Here is a 16,405-nt window from a genome sequence, read left to right as displayed (position 1 = left end):
ACCCTTGTCCCATGCGCAGGTCCTTACCACCGGTCGCTGCCAGAGTCTCCGACACACTCATCGCCCGCGGGCACCACGGGGTGATCCTCACCCAGCCCCGTCCCGCACACACCGCGCAGGACGCCGCCCAGGCGCTGGGGGTCGCACTGGGAGCGATCACCAAATCCCTGGTTTTCCTGCTGGACGACGATCCGGTGCTGCTCCTGGTCTCGGGCGCGCACCAGGTGAATCTGGAGTCCACCGGGCGAAGATTGGAGGGGACGCTCTGCCGCGCACCCGTCACCATGGTCCGGCAGCTGACCGGGCAACCGGCCGGTGGCGTCGCGCCGGTCGGGCATCCGCTCAATCTGCCGACCTTCATCGACACCGCGCTGGCGGCGCACGGGGAGCTGTGGGCAGCCGGCGGGCATCCGAACACGGTCTTCCGCACCACCTTCGGCGAACTCGTGCGCATCACCGCCGGGCTGGCCATCGACGTGGACTGACCGCGATCACCGCATCGTGCATTCGGGACAAACCGAACGACTCAATTTCGGACCGTGCGGAATATCCGGCGGCTCGACAACGTAGGTTCGGAAGGTGACCGATTCTCCGACGCCCGGCGCCGAGCTCCACGTGCCCGACGACCTGAGCGGCATCACCGCCCAGCAGTATCGCGCCGCCATGCGGCACTACCCCGCGGGCGTCACCATCGTCACCCTGAACTCCGACGGCGGGCCGGTCGGCTTCACCGCGACCTCGTTCGCCTCGCTCTCAGCCCAGCCGCCACTCATCTCGTTCAACATCGCGGCCACCTCGTCGAGCATCGCCGCCATGACCAAGGCCGAATCGTTCGTCGTGCACTTCCTCGGCGAGCACCAGAAGCACCTCGCGCAGCGCTTCAGCCGGACCGCGGAGGAACGCTTCACCGACCGGTCGCTGTGGACGACGCTCGAGACGAGCGAACCGGTGCTGCACGGCACCCCGATCTGGGTGCGCGCCACCGTGCACCAGCTCATTCCGATCGGGGACCACACCCTCGTCATCGGATTGGTGACGCGGGTGCACGACAACACCGAGGACGCACCCGCGGTCGGGCCGCTGGTGTATTACGACGGCGCGTATCACCGCGCGGAGATCGCGGACTGATTCGCAGCGCGGAGGGTCAGGTCGCCGACGCCGCGGTGCCCACGCCCAGCGCCGCGAGAATCCCCGCGCTCAACTGCTCCAGCCGATCTCGCACCCGCGGCCGGCGCAACAGCTCCACCGCCCGCGCGGCCACCATCGCCAGCAGCACCATCTCGATCGCGGCGATGACGGATTCGATCGCGCCGAGCGCCAGGGTGTTCGCGAAGGTCACCTCGGTGAGGAACTGCGGCAGCACGGCGAGATAGAAAAGCCCGACCTTCGGGTTCAGCACGCAGGACAGCAAACCGGCGGCGAACGCCGAGCGAACCGAGGCCGCGCGCCCCTGCGGCGCAGCGCCCGTGAGCTCCGACTCCGCCTCCCGCCGGGCCCGCCGATGCGCGAGCAGCGCCCGAACCCCGAGGTACACCAGGTAGATTCCGCCGATCACCTTGAGCACGCGATAGGCGGTGGCGGACTGCTCCAGCAGCGCCGCGACACCCGCCGCGACCACCAGCGCCCAGACGATGCCACCCGCCGCCGACCCCGCGGCCGCCGCGATCGCCGGACGCGGACCGGCCATGGCGTAGCGCAGCACCAGGAAGGTGTCGGGACCGGGAGTCAGGGCCAGCAGCACGCACAGCCCGATGAAGCTCAGCAGCAGAGCGGGATTCACTCACCCATGGCAGCGCATCACCGAGGTGGATGCAAGGGAATACCGCCATGGGTGAGCGGGAAGACCGCCGCCCGCCCTGATGAAACGGGTCAACGGCCTTCCGGGCGTCCGGAATTCAGATTCGCGCGCCGAACTCCGTGCCCAGTTCGCGGAACACGTCGGTGTTCAGGGAGAAGGCGAGGCGGGCCTCGTCCAGGACGCGCTCGACCTCGCCTGCGGCCAGCGGCAGCGCGTCCAGATTCGCCCGGTACTCGCGCTTGAACGCGGCCGGATTGGCGATCTCGTCGAAGACGTAGAACCGCACACCGTCGCCCTTCTTCGGCAGGTTCCACAGCTTCTCGGCGGTGCCACGAATGACCTGGCCGCCCGAGAGATCGCCCAGGTAGCGGGTGTAGTGGTGCACCACGTAGCCGGCGGGCCAGGTCTGCGCGCATTCGCGCACCCGGGCCGCGTAGGCGGCGGTGGCGGGCAGCGCGGTCAGCTCGTCACGCCAGTTCGGTCCACCGAGGTGGGCCAGATCGGTCTCCAGCGCGGCCAGGCGCGCCAGCTCCGGGCGGATGAACGGGCCCGCGGCGGGGTCCGAAGCCAGTGCGGCCGTGTCCTTTTCGAGTGCCTCGTAGACGAACCACAGCTGCGAGGTGTAGCGGTAGAACGCCTCCACGCCCAGCTGACCCGTGAGCAGGTCGCGCATGAACGTGGAATGCTCCGCCTCGGCGTGCTGCTGCTCGGTCGCGGTGCGGATGAGCGTCGAGAACGGTGTGCTGGTCTCCAACATGATCGAGCATCCTCGCTTCAACTCCCAGGGCGCACTACTTTGGCTACCCTAACTTCAAAATCGACTGTACGGGTCAGCAACGTTCTCGCGATTCGACCTTTCCGCCCCAGCCCATCCAACTTTCGGATGATTTTCCGGAAGGGGTTGACAATGCCGCCGATCGTCTGCAAGCCTTCTCAATCAGGTCATGAGTACCAGCGCAAAGCCCTGGCTAGCTGGTCGGCAACCCTCCTCCGCGGTGGGGTGCTCCAGGTGACGACCGGGCCGCCGCCCGACCGGGCGCGGCAAGCGCGGACTCTCGATCATTCTTTTCTCCGATCGCGCGTCCCTTGCCCCGATGGGATTTCGTGATGACTGCTTTCGCCGACCGCAGCTGTGCCCCCCTCGCCACCGTCTCCGGTTGCGACCTGCGCGTACCCCTCGTCCAGGGTGGCGAGATCGACTACGCCAACTTCGACTACGCCGCCAGCGCACCGGCGCTGGCGCAGGTCACGGACCGGGTCGCGGCACTGCTGCCGTACTACGCCAGCGTGCACCGCGGCGCGGGCTACGCCTCGCGCGTGTCCACCGACTGCTACGAGGCCGCGCGCGGTTCGGTCGCCCGCTTCCTGAACGCCGCCGACGACCAGGTCACGGTGTTCACCCGCAACACCACCGACGCGCTGAACCTGCTCGCGGCCTGCGTGCCCGGGGACACCGTCGTGCTGGACGTGGAACACCACGCCAACTTCCTGCCGTGGACCCGGCACGGCCGCCGGGTGGTGCCGGTCGCGGACACCATCGAGGAGACCGTTCAGCGCGTGGTCGCCGAACTCTGCGCCAAACCCGCCGCGCTGCTGGCGATCACGGGCGCGTCCAACGTGACCGGCGAGCTGCTCCCGCTGGAGCGGCTGGCGTGGATCGCGCACCAGTGCGGGACCCGCATCCTGGTCGACGCCGCGCAGCTCGCCCCGCACCGGCGAATCGATCTGCGCGCCACGGGCATCGACTACCTGGCCTTCTCCGGGCACAAGGCGTACGCGCCCTTCGGCGCGGGCGTGCTGGTCGGCCGCCGCGACTGGCTCGACGCGGCCGAGCCCTACCTGGCCGGCGGCGGCGCCGTGCGCTCGGTGACCCCGGACCGCGTGGAATGGGCGCCCGCCCCGCAGCGCCACGAGGCCGGGTCGCCGAACGTCCTGGGCGTGGCGGCGCTCGCCGCGGCCTGCGACACCCTCGCCGGACTCGACGAGACCGAGGTGCTCGAGCACGAGCGGTACCTCACGCAGCGGCTGCGCTACGGATTGACAACCGTTCCCGGCGTGCACTTCCTGCGGGTGTGGCGGGACAGCACCGACGCGGTCGGCATCGTCGCGTTCACCGTGGACGGTTTCGAACCCGGGCAGGTCGCGGCGTATCTGTCGGCCGAGCACGGCATCGGGGTGCGTGACGGGCGCTTCTGCGCGCATCCGCTGCTCGCCCGCCTCGGTGTGGACGCGGCGCTGCGGGCCAGCATCGGACTGGGCACCACCGCCGCGGATGTGGATCGCCTCGTGGACGCGATATCCACACTCGTCCACAAGGGTCCGGGCTGGGACTACGCCAAAACTGACGGCCATTGGAACCTCTCTCCCGAAACCCGCCCGTTCGCCGCCACCGACGCGGGTGCGGCCCCCTGCGGGTTCTGACGTCCCGGCGTTCGCGGTCGCATCGAATAGGATTCGATGCGACCGCGGTACCGCACGTGAGACACGGCCACCGGGAACAGGACCCGATCGAGATCGCGGGTGCTCCGCGCGCCGATCCGCCAGCGATCGCGCTACGGCACCAGGTATCGCGCCGCGAGCTCCTCCACCACCGGGTCGTCGTCGCCCACGGCGTTCAGCAGATCGAGATCGTCCTGCACGGACAGCTGCCGGCCGTCCTCCTGCTCGATGTCGGGCGGCCCGTCCTCCGCCAACTGCCGGATCAGCTTGGCCCGCACCCGCTCTCGCAATGAATCGCTCATAGCGAGAGCATGCCCCGGCCGTCGGCTCTCATTCCCCCGGCACGCCGCCGGGGTGCGGTACTCGATGCCCGCCTCGGGCGGAACTCGATGCCAACTGGAATACGGTGCAACGCCGAGTTATCCACAGCTGTGCACAACCTGCCGACCGGCACTGAGCGCACGAAATGCCCGATAGCTCCCGTTCAGGAGGCGATGCGCCGGCGAATCATCCACAGGTGCACGGTCCGCCACGCGGACCACGACCCGTCACACCGGAGCGAGCCACGTCCCCCACGGGGTGTTGCGCAGCACGGTGAAAGCGAAGAGCAGCACGAGGACTACCCACAGCGCGGAGCGCGGCAGCACCTTGGGTAGTCGGGGCCTCGGGTTGCCACGCCAAGCGCGAACCAGCCACGCACTCCAGAAGACGAGGAACCCCAGTAGCAGCGGGACGATCAGCACGTTGCTCTGAATCGCGTCGAGCACCCGGCCGTCGGTCAGATTGTGCAGCCCGCGCAGCCCGCCGCAGCCGGGGCACCAATAACCGGTGAGCTCCTGGAACGGGCACAGCCCCCACGACCCCTCCACGTGCGGGTCGCGAAAGTGCAAGGCCGCGAACCCCGCCGCCACCCCGCCGCCCACGAGCAACGGAAGACCCACACCCCACCGATTGGGGCGGGTCCTGGCTTCGAATCCGAGAGCGGTGTCCACGAGCATCAACGTTAGCGGCGCCCTCCGGGACCTGCCAGGTCACCGCCGACTTCGCACCCCCGGAGCCGGTCCGGTCAGCGCAGCGGCACGCGGGTGCTGACCGGTGCGGTGAGCGCCCCGGCGAGCATGTCCACGATTTCTCCCCAGGCATTCACATCCCCCGCGGCGATGCGCCCGGCCTCGACCGCGCGCTCGTGATCGGCGAGCAGCGCGAACAGCGCCGTCGACAGCGCGCGCAACCGCCGCACGCGCAGGCGCGGGGTCAGCTCCGGGAGCGCACCGTCCAAGCGCTGCATGATGACTCGCACCGACGTGCGCGCCTCGCTCTCCAGATTGCTCGCGTCGGTGACCGCCGGGTGGGTGTGCACCTGCTCCAGGAAGCGCGCGTAGTGATTGATCCCGTGCCGCTCCCCGAGTTCGAACATGGGGATGACCAGGGCCTCGAGCAGCTCGTGCACCCCCACCTCGGTGCCCGAACCCGCCTGTTCCGCAAGCAGTTCCAGCCGCCGCACCTCGAGGGTCCCCATCCGCAGCTCGACCACCGCTTCGATGAGCCCGTCCCGCGACCCGAAGTGATACTGGATCGCCGAGTTGTTCCGCTGCCCGGCCGCCGCGGCGATGTCGCGCAGCGGCACGCTCTGCCCGCGCTCCGCGATCAGCTGTTCCGCCGCGAGGATGATCCGCTCCCGCGCCTCGGTCACCGCCATCGCCGCACCTCCCTCATCGCCGGCCGACCGCACGCCCGGGGCACGGTTCCACCGTATGCAGAATAGCCGCCACCAGGGCGGAAAGAACTCCACCTTGACAGTTAAGCTAATGTTCTTAAAGCTTCGTGTGACCGCCATCACCGAGAGGGACCGCACCCGATGATTCTTGATTCTTTCCGACTGGACGGCCGCGTGGCCATCGTGACCGGCGCGGGCCGCGGCATCGGCGCCGCCACCGCGCTCGCCCTCGCCGAGGCCGGCGCCGATGTCGCCCTCGCCGCCCGCACCCCGGCGCAGATCGAGGAGGTGGCCGGCAAGATCCGCGCCCTGGGCCGCCGCGCGATCACCGTGCCCACCGACCTGTCGGACCTGGCGAACGTCACCGCCTTCGCCGACACGGCCGCCGCCGAACTCGGCCGCCTCGACATCGTCGTCAACAACGTCGGCGGCACGATGCCGAACACCTTCACCACCACCTCCCCCCAGTTCTTGGAAGACGCCTTCCGCTTCAACGTCTCCACCGCGCACGCCCTCACCCAGGCCGCGGTCCCGCACCTGTTGCAGACCGGCGGCGGCTCGGTGGTCTCGATCTCCTCGATGCTCGGCCGCACCGCCGGCCGCGGCTTCCTCGCCTACGGCACCGCCAAGGCCGCCCTCGCGCACTGGACTCGGATGGCCGCCACCGACCTGTCCCCCCGCATCCGCGTGAACGCGATCGCCGTCGGCTCGGTCCTGACCTCGGCCCTGGACGTCGTCGCCCAGAACCCGGAGATCAAGGCCCGCATGGAGTCCGCGACCCCGCTCAAGCGCCTCGGCGAGCCCTGGGAAATCGCCGCCGCGATCGTGTTCCTGTGCTCCCCCGCCGGCGGCTACATCACCGGCAAGATCCTGGAAGTCGACGGCGGCATCGAGGCCCCCAACCTCGAACTCGGCCTCCCCGACCTGTGAACCGGAGTCCGTCATGACATATCGCGTAGTCCAATGGAGTACCGGCAACGTCGGCCGCCGCGCCCTGCGCTCGATCCTGGCCCGACCCGAGCTCGAATTGGTCGGCGTCTGGGTATCGGGCCCCGCCAAGGCGGGTAGGGACGCGGGCGAACTCGCGGGCCTGGACCGCGAAACCGGCGTCCTCGCGACCACCGACGCCGCGGCCCTCATCGCCTTGAAACCGGACTGCATAGTCCACACCGCCATGGCCGACGACCGCCTCATGGAATCGGTCGAGGACCTGAAGACCTTCCTGCGCGCGGGCATCAACGTGGTCTCCAGCAGCCCCGTCTTCCTGCAGTTCCCCTACGGCACCCTCCCCGACGAGGCCATCGCCCCCATCGTCGAAGCCGCCGAAGCGGGCAACGCCTCGCTCTGGGTCAACGGCATCGACCCCGGCTGGGCCAACGACTGGCTGCCCCTGGTGCTCTCCAGCGGCTCGGAGCGGATAGACGCCATCGTCTGCTCGGAGATCATGGACTACTCCACCTACGACAACCCCAAGGTCGTCTTCGACATCATGGGCTTCGGCAGCGCGCTGGACGACCTGCCCCTGCTCCTGCAACCCGGCGTCCTCACCCTCGCCTGGGGCAGCGTCATCCGCCAGCTGGCCAACGCCCTCGATGTCGAAATAGACACCGTGACACAGCATTTCGAACGCCTCCCCGCCACCGAACCGATCAAGGTCGGCGACCGTGTCATCGAACCCGGCACGGCCGCAGCCTTGCGCTTCCAATTGCACGGCGTGCGCGGCGACCGCACCCTCCTGACCCTCGAACACGTCACCCGCCTGCACCCCGACCTCGCCCCCGACTGGCCCCAACCGGCCGGAAAGGGTTGCTACCGAGTGGAAATCAAGGGCGAACCCGACTACACCCTGGACCTGCAGCTCTACAGCAACGGCGACCACGCCGAAGCGGGCGTGGTCGGCACGGCGGCCCGCCTGGTCAGCGCGGTCCCCGCGGTGGTCACGGCCCGCCCCGGCCTCCTGACCGCCACCGACCTCCCCCTGACGACCGGCCGCGGCCTGTTCTCCTGACCGGTCCGCCAGATCCATCCCCACCCGTCCCCCGGGCTGTGCACAACGCCCGAAAACCCCGCCCCACCACACGAAAAGGCCCCCGATACCGAAGTATCGGGGGCCTTTCGCGGAGCCGCCTGGGGGAATCAAACCCCCTGACCTTTTCATTACGTGGGTCAGGCGACGTGCTGGAGCGGCTGGGAGACGGTGAACTCCAGACGCCAGCCACGTCGACGCAGTAGTCGACTGTCGCCGCGATTGTCGTCAGGTATCCGACGCACCTGCGCTTACAGCGCCGTGATCAACGTAAAGCCGATTCCGAGAACGACCACCCCAGCGCTACCGCCGCTTACGGCGGATTTGATGGGACTGGTCCCGTCAAGCCGAAGGCCGAAGCCGACGGCCTGGGCCACGATGACGGCAATCGCAGAAGCCAAAAGTAACGCGAGAACCTGCGCGGTGGGATTGTGGTCCAACCCCGACGTAGCCTCCGTCGTGGACGAATGGGACGCGATCACCGACCCGATGGAGCGGTTGAACTGCTCGATACCAAGAGTTATGGTCGCCATTGGCGCCTCTCCTTGCGAATTGGAATACAGGACGCACTGCGACGGCCGCCGAGGAACGTGCTCCGCCCTCTTGCCAGGGCGGAGCACGGCTCTACTGGAACAAATCCCCCGGTCAGACCGCGTAGTTGCTGATGGGGAGCGTAGACCTACAAACCCAGATTCAGCGACTGTCATGAGGTCGGCGACGGTTTTCGGCATATTTACCCTGTTACCCAGACCCGTTTCGCAGTGGCATATATCACCTACGGCTGGCGCTTTAAATGGGTGGGTAGCGGGCCGTTCATCTGAGCAGTTACGCGCCCTACTTGGCGGTATTTATAGCTGCCATGCATCAAGATGAGCTTCGTCACATACGAGTATCCTTGTGGCGTGGACCTCACCGGCGATGAACCGCCGTCTGACCCGGGGACTTCTCTTTCCCCACCTCCTCACACAGGCCTTCCTCTGCGGAGGGAAGGCGTGTCAAGGATGCCGTAGGCACCGCGAAGCGGACAGCGGCAGCTGGTCCTTGACTCGTCCTTCCGGAGCGAGACAATCGGGCCGATGAGGAGGCGGGGAGCTACCAACCGCAGGAGCTCCAACCTCGACGAGCCGGATTCCTCCAAGCATGGCCTCCGATCTCTACAAGTACGGGGGCCGCGAGGACCGGCTCGCACTTGAGTCCTTCTGAGCTTGGAAGCCTCTCATTTTGAATGGATTACGTGGGTTGGACCAGCTGTTCAACATCACGCACGCGCCGCTCCACTCGCTCGGACCCAGTATCACCGGGCACCTGCGAAAGCGTGGTGCGAGCGGCATCGAACTCGCCAGCCCGCGCATATGCCTCCGCCAGCCAGGTTCGATACAGCGCAGCCTCGCGCCGCCGCTCGGGCGGGTACCGATCCACCACCGGAGTCAGCAGGGCCTCAGCGGTGGCGGCGTCACCTAGCTCCACCGCGCAGCGCGCACGCATGACGTCGATCTCGTCTCGGTCCAGCCAGTAGGTCCAGTCCGGTTCGGTGTCTCCCGGTCGGCGACGGTCGAATTCGTCGTCCACGCGGTCGAGGGCACGACAGGCAGCGTCGGAGTCCTTTGCTTTCGCCGCCGCCCACGCAACCCGTTCCCCGAGTAGTGCCCGCACGATGGGTGGCGCGTCCGCCGATGCACCACGCAGCGCGGACCTAGCCAGCAGCCCGGCGTCGTTCGGGTCTCCGACATTGGCAACCAAGTAGGCCAGAGTCGAGAGCAGTTGCCCCGCAAGGGGTCTGTCGCCGACTTCGGTCGCGGCTGTCATCCCATCCAGGTAAACACTTTGCGCCTGGCGGTATCGCCCGGCGTCGGCATAGGCCCACCCGCCCAACTGCGACAGTTCGCCGACCACCCGCAGCAGGCGGCGGCGAACTTCCGGAGCATGCGAGGCTTCCAGCACCACGGCCCGCGCAGCATCGAGATCGCACCTGACCACCGGGTGCAGCGTCGTCCCGCTCACCACGTCGTCCAGGCGGCGCAGCTCGACCACCCGACGCTCCATCTCATCGGCGAGACTTGAACCCACTCTCCGGCCTGCGGCCATGTGCTCCGTCGGGGGTGTGTCGGATAAGAGCCATTCGTGCGCGATGCGCAGCGGGTCGCCCTGCGGCGGTATCAGGGCCTCGGGCTCGGTGCCTAAAACGTCGGCGTAGGCCTTGCGGATCTCCTCACCGACCGGCCGGAGGCCGCGCTCCACCTGACTGAGATAGGCAGCGCTCCAATGAGTTCGGCGGGCCAACTCGCGTAGCCCGATTCCCGCGGCCTCCCTTACTCGCCGAAGCTCTTGGCCGAGCATGGGCACAGCGTCCACCGCACACCCCTTCCCCGAGCGTGACGACCGTTTACACATTGCGAACACCCTGCTGACAGCCTGCAACCACCGTAAGCGCGGAGGGGTCGATTGTGCACGCATAGCGTGGATTTCAGTTCCGCAGCCAGGTCTACAGCACGTCCTATTCAACCTCGGCGGCGGTCACCACAGACCCGAAGAAGGGAGCTCATGCGATGGACGGCAACAAGTTCCGACGGATCGAGGCTGAGGTATTCGTGTACGTGAAGAAGGAGAACCTGCACGATCGAGGCAGCCCGAACTACCTACAGCACTTGGATGGCTCCTGGTCCGTCGTCGGAGCAGACGGATGGCCGATGCCGGTGGAGGAATACCTGGAACAGCTCGCGAATGTGGAAGCCGAGACCGCCATGGTCGAAGTCCTGGACCTGATCGTGATCGACGTAGAACCCACCAATGATCGCGAAATCTCTTGCAATTCAGCGGCTTTCGAACGAAAGCAACTGGGAGGATGATCGCCTACCTCGCCCAGAACGATGCCGTGCTCATCTGCGGGTGGGTGCTGGTGTTCTTGATCCCTGGCGGCGCATTACTACTGGCCATACTCTGGCCCGACGGCACTCCACCGGAACGCAGCGTGGAGAACATACTCCGACGCCTCGAGCGCGAGAGGGCTGGAGCACCGCCAACGGTCGGCCACCGCAATCAACCGACCGAAGACTGAGCCGCTGACAAGCCAACGCCCCGGACCTGAGCTAGAGGCCCGGGGCGTTGACGCTGTCCAGGGTAGCTTCGCTTCTCGGTCTCGGGGTCGTAGCCCGCTTGCTCCGCGACGCAGAAACCCTCGAACGCCAAGGAAGGCCTCGCCCGGCTTGTTCCCATAACTTCCGGCTGCGATGGCCATGGCTTCAATCATCCGGCTCGCACACCGAGGACCTCGAGCCAACGGCGGTCGGCACAGTGTCTTCGGCTCTGATCGTCCGCCTGCTGAATACAAATCAGAAGTGGATGATCCAGGCCAGCACACTGTCGGCACATTGAACCGGCAGAGGCCCTCCCCTGCTGACGGGGAAGGGCCTCTGACTTGGAGCCGCCTGGGGGAATCGAACCCCCGACCTTTTCATTACGAGTGAAGCGCTCTACCGACTGAGCTAAGGCGGCGTGCCTTCCGGCGGTGCGAGTCTATCGTCTCGGTGCCGGATCGCGAAAATCGGTGGTCACGGTCACGCGGAGCGGGCCGCTATCAGGGTCGCGACCATCGCCGCCACCGCGAAGCGGGGCTTCACGTTCGTCTCCAGGGCCTCGCGGCAATCCAGGACCGCCTCGATCGAGCGGAGCAGGCCCTCGGGGCGGACATCGCCCGCGAGCTCGCGGATCTGATCGGCCATATCCGGATGCGTCAGTGTCACACCGGATTTCGAGTCGGCGGTCGCCGCGCCGAACCGGACCGCGAGGGCATCGCGGTACAGGCCCGCGACATCGATGAGCGCGCGGTCCAGGGCATCGCGGCCGGTGCGGGTCGCGCGGGACTTCTGGCGCTTCTCCAACTCCTTGAGCACGCCGACCGAACCGCGGGTCGCCGACGCCGCGCCCTTACCGGTGCCGCCCGCGCCGAGCGCGGTCGCGAGCGCCTCGCGTTCCTGCTCGTCACGGCCGACGGTCAACTGCTTGGCCTCGTCGTCGGCCGACTTCACCAGCTCGTCGGCGGCGGTGTAGGCCACCCCGGGCCGAGCGGTCGCCGCGACCAGCGCCAGCGCCCGCTTGCGCCGGGCCCGCGCGTCCTCGTCGGTCGCCAGCCTGCGCGCCCGCGCGACATGGCCGCCGCTGATGGCCGCCGCCCAGGACGCCTGATCGGCCGGCAGCCCGTCACGCTCGTGCAGCACCCGCGCGATCGCGTCCGCCGACGGCGTCGACAGGTGCACGTGCCGGCACCGCGAACGCAGCGTCACCGAGATGTCCTCCGGATCCACCGACGGCGCGCACAGCAGGAACACCGTCCGCGCGGGCGGCTCCTCGACCACCTTGAGCAGCACGTTGCCCGCGCCCTCGGTCAGGCGATCGGCGTCCTCGACCACCACCACCTGCCACCGCCCGGTACTGGGACGGCGCGCGGCGACCTGCACGATCGACCGCATCTCCTTGGTGGTGATGCTCAAGCCCTCGGGCACGACCCGGCGCACGTCGCCGTGGGTTCCGGCCATCGTCGTGGTGCACGCGTGGCAGTTTCCGCACCCGGGCGTCTCCGGATCCGTGCACTGCAACGCCGCCGCGAAACACAGCGCCGCCTCGGATCGGCCCGACCCGGGCGGTCCGGTGAACAGCCACGAATGGGTCATGGCCGAGGCCGAGACCCCCGCGCCACCCCGCGCGGCCACCGCCGCGACCCGCAGATCTGACTCGACCGCGTCCTGCCCCACCAGCCGATCGAAGACTCCTGCCACGCCGTACACCCTACTGTCGGCCCCCGACACCCCCGCTCCCCGCCGGGCGCGGCGCGTCAGGGCATGCGCGAATACGTGGAATTCGCCCCGTCGACCGCCTCGCGGATGATGTCCGCGTGCCCGGCGTGCTGGGAGATCTCCCGCAGGATGTGCAGCAGCACCCAGCGCACCGGCAGCCGCACCGGCTCCGGGGTCCACGGCGCGATCGGCTGCGGAACGGTGTCGTCCAGGGTCGGCAGTTCGCGGATCACCTTCGCGGTGTGTTCGGCGGTCGCCTCCCACTCGGCGAGCAGTCCGGCGACCGTCTCGTCGGCACCCATCTTGTACTCGGAATCCATTGCGGCGAGATCGATTTCGGCGTTCTCGTCGCGCTCGACCAGGATCGTCGTCCAGTGCCGCTCGCAGTTGTTGATGTGGTGCAGCAGACCGCCGAGGGTGAGTTCGCTGACCGTGCTGCGCTGCCGGGCCTGCTCGTCGGTCAACCCGCGCAGGGTGATCCGAAAGAGGTCCCGCTCCTCGGCGAGAAACGCGATCAACTGCTCACGCTCGTTGTCGACGGTCATCCGCTGATCCTTCCCCTGGGTGCGTATCGGCCTACACGCTACGGCAGGACCCCGACGCACTCCACCGGGCAGATCGCCCGCCGAAGCGGGCGATCGCACTCGCGGACTACTGGGAAGCGGACGCCTTCTTGGCTGCCGCGGCCTTGGTCGTGGCACCGTCGGCGGTCTTCTTGGCGACCTTCTTCGCGGCCGCCTTCTTGACCACCTTGGTCGCGGTCGCCTTGGTCGCGGTGGCCTTGGCTGCAGTCTTGGTCGCGGCCTTCTTGGCGGGGGTCTTCTTCGCGGCGGCCTTCTTCGCCGTCTTCTTGGCCGCCTTCTTCACCGGCCCGCGCGCCCGCCGATCCGCCAGCAACTCCGAAGCCCGCGCGTCGGTGATGGACTCGACCTCGTCGCCCTTGCGCAGACTGGCGTTGGTCTCGCCGTCGGTGACGTACGGACCGAACCGGCCGTCCTTGATCACCATCGGCTTCTCCGACACCGGATCCACACCCAGCTCGCGCAGCGGCGGCGCGGTCGCGGCCTGACCGCCGCGCCGCTTGGGCTCGGCGTAGATCTTGAGCGCCTCCTCGAGGGTGACCGAGAAGATCTGATCCTCACCCGTCAGCGACCGCGAATCGGTGCCCTTCTTCAGATACGGGCCGTAGCGCCCGTTCTGCGCGGTGATCTCCTCGTTCGACGCCGGATCCACACCCACCACGCGCGGCAGCGACAGCAGCTTGAGCGCGTCCTCGAGCGTAATGCTCTCCAAATTCATGGATTTGAACAGCGAGCCGGTGCGCGGCTTGGGCGCTTCGGGCTTCTTCGCGCCCTTCTTGACCTCGACCTCTTCGGCGGGCGCGGGCAGCACCTCGGTCACGTACGGGCCGAAACGTCCTTCCTTGGCGACGATTTCGTGCCCGCTGGCCGGATCCACACCCAGCGAACGACCCTCCTGCGGCGTGGAGAACAGCTTCTCCGCGACCTCGTTGGTCAGCTCGTCCGGCGGCAGATCATCGGGCAGATTCGCGCGCTGCGAGATCGGATCCCCGTCCGGGTCATCGGGATTGACGATGATCCGCTCGAGATAGGGACCGAACTTGCCGACCCGGACCACGACATCGCGGCCCTCCTCGTCGGCGAAGAGCTTGATCGAGTTGACCTCGCGGGCATCGATGCCGTCGAGCCGCTCGCCGACCATCTTCTTCAGGCCGCCCTCGCGCGCGACCGAACCCTCCGCGCCGATGTCACCGCCGAAGTAGAAGCTGGACAACCAGTTTCCGCGCTGCTCGCGGCCGCCGGCGATGGCGTCGAGGTCGTCTTCCATGGCCGCGGTGAAGTCGAAGTCGACCAGCCGGCCGAAATGCGCCTCCAGCAGGCCGATCACGGCGAACGCCACCCAGGACGGCACCAGCGCGCTGCCGCGCTTGTACACGTACCCGCGATCGAGAATGGTCTTGATGATCGAGGAGTAGGTGGAAGGACGGCCGATGCCGAGCTCTTCCAGCGTCTTGATCAGCGACGCTTCGGTGAATCTCGGCGGCGGGTTGGTGGTGTGCCCGTCCGGCGCGAGCTCGACCGCGGTCACGCCCTGGCCCTCGGTCAGCACCGGCAGGCGCGACTCGGCGTCGTCGGACTGGCCGCCCGCCTCCTCGTCGACACTCTCCACGTACGCCTTGAGGAAGCCCGCGAAGGTGATGGTCCGGCCCGAGGCCGAGAACACGCACTCCTCACCGGAATTCGCGGTGCCGGTGACCCGCACGGTCAGCGTGGTGCCGCGCGCGTCCTGCATCTGCGAGGCCACGGTGCGCTGCCAGATGAGCTCGTACAGGCGGAACTCGTCGTTGTCGACGCGCGAATGCACCTGCCCCGGGGTCATGAACACATCACCGGAGGGGCGAATCGCCTCGTGTGCCTCCTGCGCGTTCTTGACCTTGCGGGTGTACTGCCGCGGCGTCGGGCTCACGTACTCCGCGCCGTACAGCTGGGTGGCCTGCGTCCGGGCGGCCTGGATCGCGGATTCCGACAGCGTCGTGGAATCGGTTCGCATGTAGGTGATGTAGCCGTTTTCGTACAGCCGCTGCGCGACCCGCATGGTGCGCTCGGAGGTGAAGCGCAGCTTGCGCGCGGCCTCCTGCTGCAACGTCGAGGTCATGAAGGGCGCGTAGGGCTTGCGGGTGTACGGCTTGGATTCGACCGAGGTGACCGCGAGGTCCACCCCGTGCAGCGACCCGGCCAGCGCCTGCGCGTACGCGGCGTCGAGCACGACCACACCGGGATTTCCGCTGGTCGCGGAGGATTTGAGCTGTCCGTCGGAACCGAAGTCGCGGCCGCTGGCCACCCGGGCGCCGTTGACGCTGACCAGGCGGGCGCCGAAGACGCGGGGGTTGCTCTCGCCCTGATCGCCGGCGTCGAGCTTGGCCGCGATGTCCCAGTACTCCGCCGAACGGAACGCCATGCGCTCACGCTCGCGCTGCACGATGACGCGGGTCGCCACCGACTGCACGCGGCCCGCCGACAACCGCGGCATGACCTTCTTCCACAGCACCGGCGAGACTTCATAGCCATAGAGCCGATCGAGGATGCGTCTGGTCTCCTGCGCGTCCACCAAATCTTGATCGAGGTCGCGCGTGTCGGCGGCCGCCGCGAGGATCGCCGGCTCGGTGATCTCGTGGAACACCATGCGCCGGACCGGCACCTTCGGCTTCAGCGTCTCGAGCAGATGCCAGGCGATGGCCTCGCCCTCACGGTCGGGGTCGGTGGCGAGGTAGAGCTCGTCGGCGTCGGCCAGCAGGCTCTTGAGCTCGGCGACCTTGGCCTTCTTATCGGGGCTCACGACGTAGATGGCCTCGAAGTCGTTGTCGACGTCGACACCGAGCCGGGCCCACTGCATGCCTTTGTATTTGGCGGGCACGTCCGCCGCACCGCGCGGCAGGTCCCGGATATGGCCCACCGAGGCTTCGACCACGTAGTCGCGGCCCAGATACGGCGCGATCTTGCGGGCCTTCGTCGGTGACTCGACGATGACGAGACGACGCAGGGGGCGGCCCTGGTCGGGCGCTGCCTTGGAGTTCGGCACTGCACCGCGGTCTCGTGTTGCCACCGGCGAACACA

The 16,405-nt window shown here is 68.1% G+C and carries 17 protein-coding genes, 1 tRNA gene and 1 riboswitch; of the genes, 7 read left to right on the top strand and 11 right to left on the bottom strand.

The features are described 5' to 3' along the window. The first annotated feature begins 11 nt into the window (after positions 1–11). The gene (locus ACWIGI_RS24255; protein WP_454204726.1) at positions 12–485 is read left to right on the top strand and encodes a YbaK/EbsC family protein; all 474 of its coding nucleotides are present in this window, start codon (positions 12–14) and stop codon (positions 483–485) included. 178 nt (positions 486–663) lie between these two features. Next, complete coding sequence (locus tag ACWIGI_RS24250) at positions 664–1,128, top strand: flavin reductase family protein (RefSeq protein WP_454204828.1); 465 nt, start codon at positions 664–666, stop codon at positions 1,126–1,128. A 16-nt stretch (positions 1,129–1,144) separates the two neighbouring features. Here ACWIGI_RS24250 and ACWIGI_RS24245 read toward each other — a convergent pair whose 3' ends face one another. After that, complete coding sequence (locus ACWIGI_RS24245) at positions 1,145–1,780, bottom strand: LysE family translocator (RefSeq protein ID WP_454204725.1); 636 nt, start codon at positions 1,778–1,780, stop codon at positions 1,145–1,147. 115 nt (positions 1,781–1,895) lie between these two features. Continuing rightward, positions 1,896–2,555 (bottom strand): biliverdin-producing heme oxygenase, encoded by a 660-nt coding sequence (locus ACWIGI_RS24240; protein ID WP_454204724.1) that lies wholly within the window; start codon positions 2,553–2,555, stop codon positions 1,896–1,898. Positions 2,556–2,738: 183 nt separating this feature from the next. Next, positions 2,739–2,852, top strand: a riboswitch (SAM riboswitch). Positions 2,853–2,905: 53 nt separating this feature from the next. On the opposite strand from ACWIGI_RS24240, the gene ACWIGI_RS24235 reads away from it, so the two are divergent. Further along, on the top strand, positions 2,906–4,219 hold the full coding sequence (locus tag ACWIGI_RS24235; protein WP_454204723.1) for an aminotransferase class V-fold PLP-dependent enzyme: 1,314 nt from the start codon (positions 2,906–2,908) through the stop codon (positions 4,217–4,219). Between the two features lie 131 nt (positions 4,220–4,350). On the opposite strand, the gene ACWIGI_RS24230 is transcribed toward ACWIGI_RS24235, so the two are convergent. The 3 genes from ACWIGI_RS24230 to ACWIGI_RS24220 all read right to left on the bottom strand — a co-directional run bounded on the left by ACWIGI_RS24230 (position 4,351) and on the right by ACWIGI_RS24220 (position 5,936). Further along, positions 4,351–4,539 (bottom strand): hypothetical protein, encoded by a 189-nt coding sequence (locus ACWIGI_RS24230; protein ID WP_354991483.1) that lies wholly within the window; start codon positions 4,537–4,539, stop codon positions 4,351–4,353. Between the two features lie 246 nt (positions 4,540–4,785). Next, positions 4,786–5,235 (bottom strand): DUF2752 domain-containing protein, encoded by a 450-nt coding sequence (locus ACWIGI_RS24225; protein ID WP_454204722.1) that lies wholly within the window; start codon positions 5,233–5,235, stop codon positions 4,786–4,788. 68 nt (positions 5,236–5,303) lie between these two features. After that, positions 5,304–5,936 (bottom strand): TetR family transcriptional regulator, encoded by a 633-nt coding sequence (locus tag ACWIGI_RS24220; protein ID WP_454204720.1) that lies wholly within the window; start codon positions 5,934–5,936, stop codon positions 5,304–5,306. Between the two features lie 159 nt (positions 5,937–6,095). Between ACWIGI_RS24220 and ACWIGI_RS24215 the strand changes: the two genes are divergently transcribed. Next, positions 6,096–6,884, top strand: a complete 789-nt coding sequence (locus ACWIGI_RS24215; protein ID WP_454204719.1) for an SDR family oxidoreductase — start codon at positions 6,096–6,098, stop codon at positions 6,882–6,884. A 13-nt stretch (positions 6,885–6,897) separates the two neighbouring features. Further along, positions 6,898–7,962, top strand: a complete 1,065-nt coding sequence (locus ACWIGI_RS24210; protein ID WP_454204718.1) for an NAD(P)H-dependent amine dehydrogenase family protein — start codon at positions 6,898–6,900, stop codon at positions 7,960–7,962. A 269-nt stretch (positions 7,963–8,231) separates the two neighbouring features. Here the strand turns inward: ACWIGI_RS24210 and ACWIGI_RS24205 are convergent, their stop codons facing one another. Beyond that, positions 8,232–8,513 (bottom strand): hypothetical protein, encoded by a 282-nt coding sequence (locus ACWIGI_RS24205; RefSeq protein ID WP_454204717.1) that lies wholly within the window; start codon positions 8,511–8,513, stop codon positions 8,232–8,234. 697 nt (positions 8,514–9,210) lie between these two features. Next, entirely contained in the window at positions 9,211–10,332 is a 1,122-nt protein-coding gene (locus ACWIGI_RS24200) for a helix-turn-helix domain-containing protein (protein ID WP_454204716.1), read from the bottom strand. A gap of 194 nt (positions 10,333–10,526) precedes the next feature. Between ACWIGI_RS24200 and ACWIGI_RS24195 the strand changes: the two genes are divergently transcribed. Both ACWIGI_RS24195 and ACWIGI_RS24190 read left to right on the top strand, forming a co-directional pair. Beyond that, positions 10,527–10,826 carry a hypothetical protein gene (locus tag ACWIGI_RS24195; RefSeq protein WP_454204715.1) on the top strand — a complete coding sequence of 100 codons (300 nt, stop codon included), beginning with the start codon at positions 10,527–10,529 and terminating at the stop codon, positions 10,824–10,826. Then, positions 10,823–11,035, top strand: coding sequence for a hypothetical protein (locus ACWIGI_RS24190; RefSeq protein WP_454204714.1), 213 nt, complete (start codon positions 10,823–10,825; stop codon positions 11,033–11,035). The genes ACWIGI_RS24195 and ACWIGI_RS24190 overlap by 4 nt, the downstream gene beginning before the upstream one ends. Before the next feature lie 361 nt (positions 11,036–11,396). Here ACWIGI_RS24190 and ACWIGI_RS24185 read toward each other — a convergent pair. The 4 genes from ACWIGI_RS24185 to topA all read right to left on the bottom strand — a co-directional run bounded on the left by ACWIGI_RS24185 (position 11,397) and on the right by topA (position 16,370). Further along, a tRNA-Thr gene (locus ACWIGI_RS24185) sits at positions 11,397–11,472 on the bottom strand. A gap of 62 nt (positions 11,473–11,534) precedes the next feature. Next, the gene (locus ACWIGI_RS24180; RefSeq protein ID WP_454204713.1) at positions 11,535–12,752 is read right to left on the bottom strand and encodes a DNA polymerase III subunit delta'; all 1,218 of its coding nucleotides are present in this window, start codon (positions 12,750–12,752) and stop codon (positions 11,535–11,537) included. Positions 12,753–12,808: 56 nt separating this feature from the next. Then, positions 12,809–13,315 carry a DinB family protein gene (locus tag ACWIGI_RS24175; protein WP_454204712.1) on the bottom strand — a complete coding sequence of 169 codons (507 nt, stop codon included), beginning with the start codon at positions 13,313–13,315 and terminating at the stop codon, positions 12,809–12,811. A gap of 106 nt (positions 13,316–13,421) precedes the next feature. After that, on the bottom strand, positions 13,422–16,370 hold the full coding sequence (gene topA, locus ACWIGI_RS24170; protein ID WP_454204827.1) for a type I DNA topoisomerase: 2,949 nt from the start codon (positions 16,368–16,370) through the stop codon (positions 13,422–13,424). Positions 16,371–16,405 lie beyond the last annotated feature (35 nt).

This window comes from Nocardia sp. NPDC055321 (assembly GCF_053645575.1).
This window is presented reverse-complemented; position numbering and strand designations above follow the sequence as displayed.

Excerpts from the sequence above, each read along its gene's own strand:
- ACWIGI_RS24175 (WP_454204712.1), bottom strand. The coding sequence starts at position 13,315 with ATGACCGTCGACAACGAGCGTGAGCAGTTGATCGCGTTTCTCGCCGAG.
- ACWIGI_RS24235 (WP_454204723.1), top strand. The coding sequence starts at position 2,906 with ATGACTGCTTTCGCCGACCGCAGCTGTGCCCCCCTCGCCACCGTCTCC.
- ACWIGI_RS24190 (WP_454204714.1), top strand. The coding sequence starts at position 10,823 with ATGATCGCCTACCTCGCCCAGAACGATGCCGTGCTCATCTGCGGGTGG.
- ACWIGI_RS24240 (WP_454204724.1), bottom strand. The coding sequence starts at position 2,555 with ATGTTGGAGACCAGCACACCGTTCTCGACGCTCATCCGCACCGCGACC.
- ACWIGI_RS24195 (WP_454204715.1), top strand. The coding sequence starts at position 10,527 with ATGGACGGCAACAAGTTCCGACGGATCGAGGCTGAGGTATTCGTGTAC.
- ACWIGI_RS24215 (WP_454204719.1), top strand. The coding sequence starts at position 6,096 with ATGATTCTTGATTCTTTCCGACTGGACGGCCGCGTGGCCATCGTGACC.
- ACWIGI_RS24255 (WP_454204726.1), top strand. The coding sequence starts at position 12 with ATGCGCAGGTCCTTACCACCGGTCGCTGCCAGAGTCTCCGACACACTC.
- ACWIGI_RS24205 (WP_454204717.1), bottom strand. The coding sequence starts at position 8,513 with ATGGCGACCATAACTCTTGGTATCGAGCAGTTCAACCGCTCCATCGGG.
- ACWIGI_RS24230 (WP_354991483.1), bottom strand. The coding sequence starts at position 4,539 with ATGAGCGATTCATTGCGAGAGCGGGTGCGGGCCAAGCTGATCCGGCAG.
- ACWIGI_RS24220 (WP_454204720.1), bottom strand. The coding sequence starts at position 5,936 with ATGGCGGTGACCGAGGCGCGGGAGCGGATCATCCTCGCGGCGGAACAG.
- ACWIGI_RS24250 (WP_454204828.1), top strand. The coding sequence starts at position 664 with ATGCGGCACTACCCCGCGGGCGTCACCATCGTCACCCTGAACTCCGAC.
- ACWIGI_RS24225 (WP_454204722.1), bottom strand. The coding sequence starts at position 5,235 with ATGCTCGTGGACACCGCTCTCGGATTCGAAGCCAGGACCCGCCCCAAT.
- ACWIGI_RS24210 (WP_454204718.1), top strand. The coding sequence starts at position 6,898 with ATGACATATCGCGTAGTCCAATGGAGTACCGGCAACGTCGGCCGCCGC.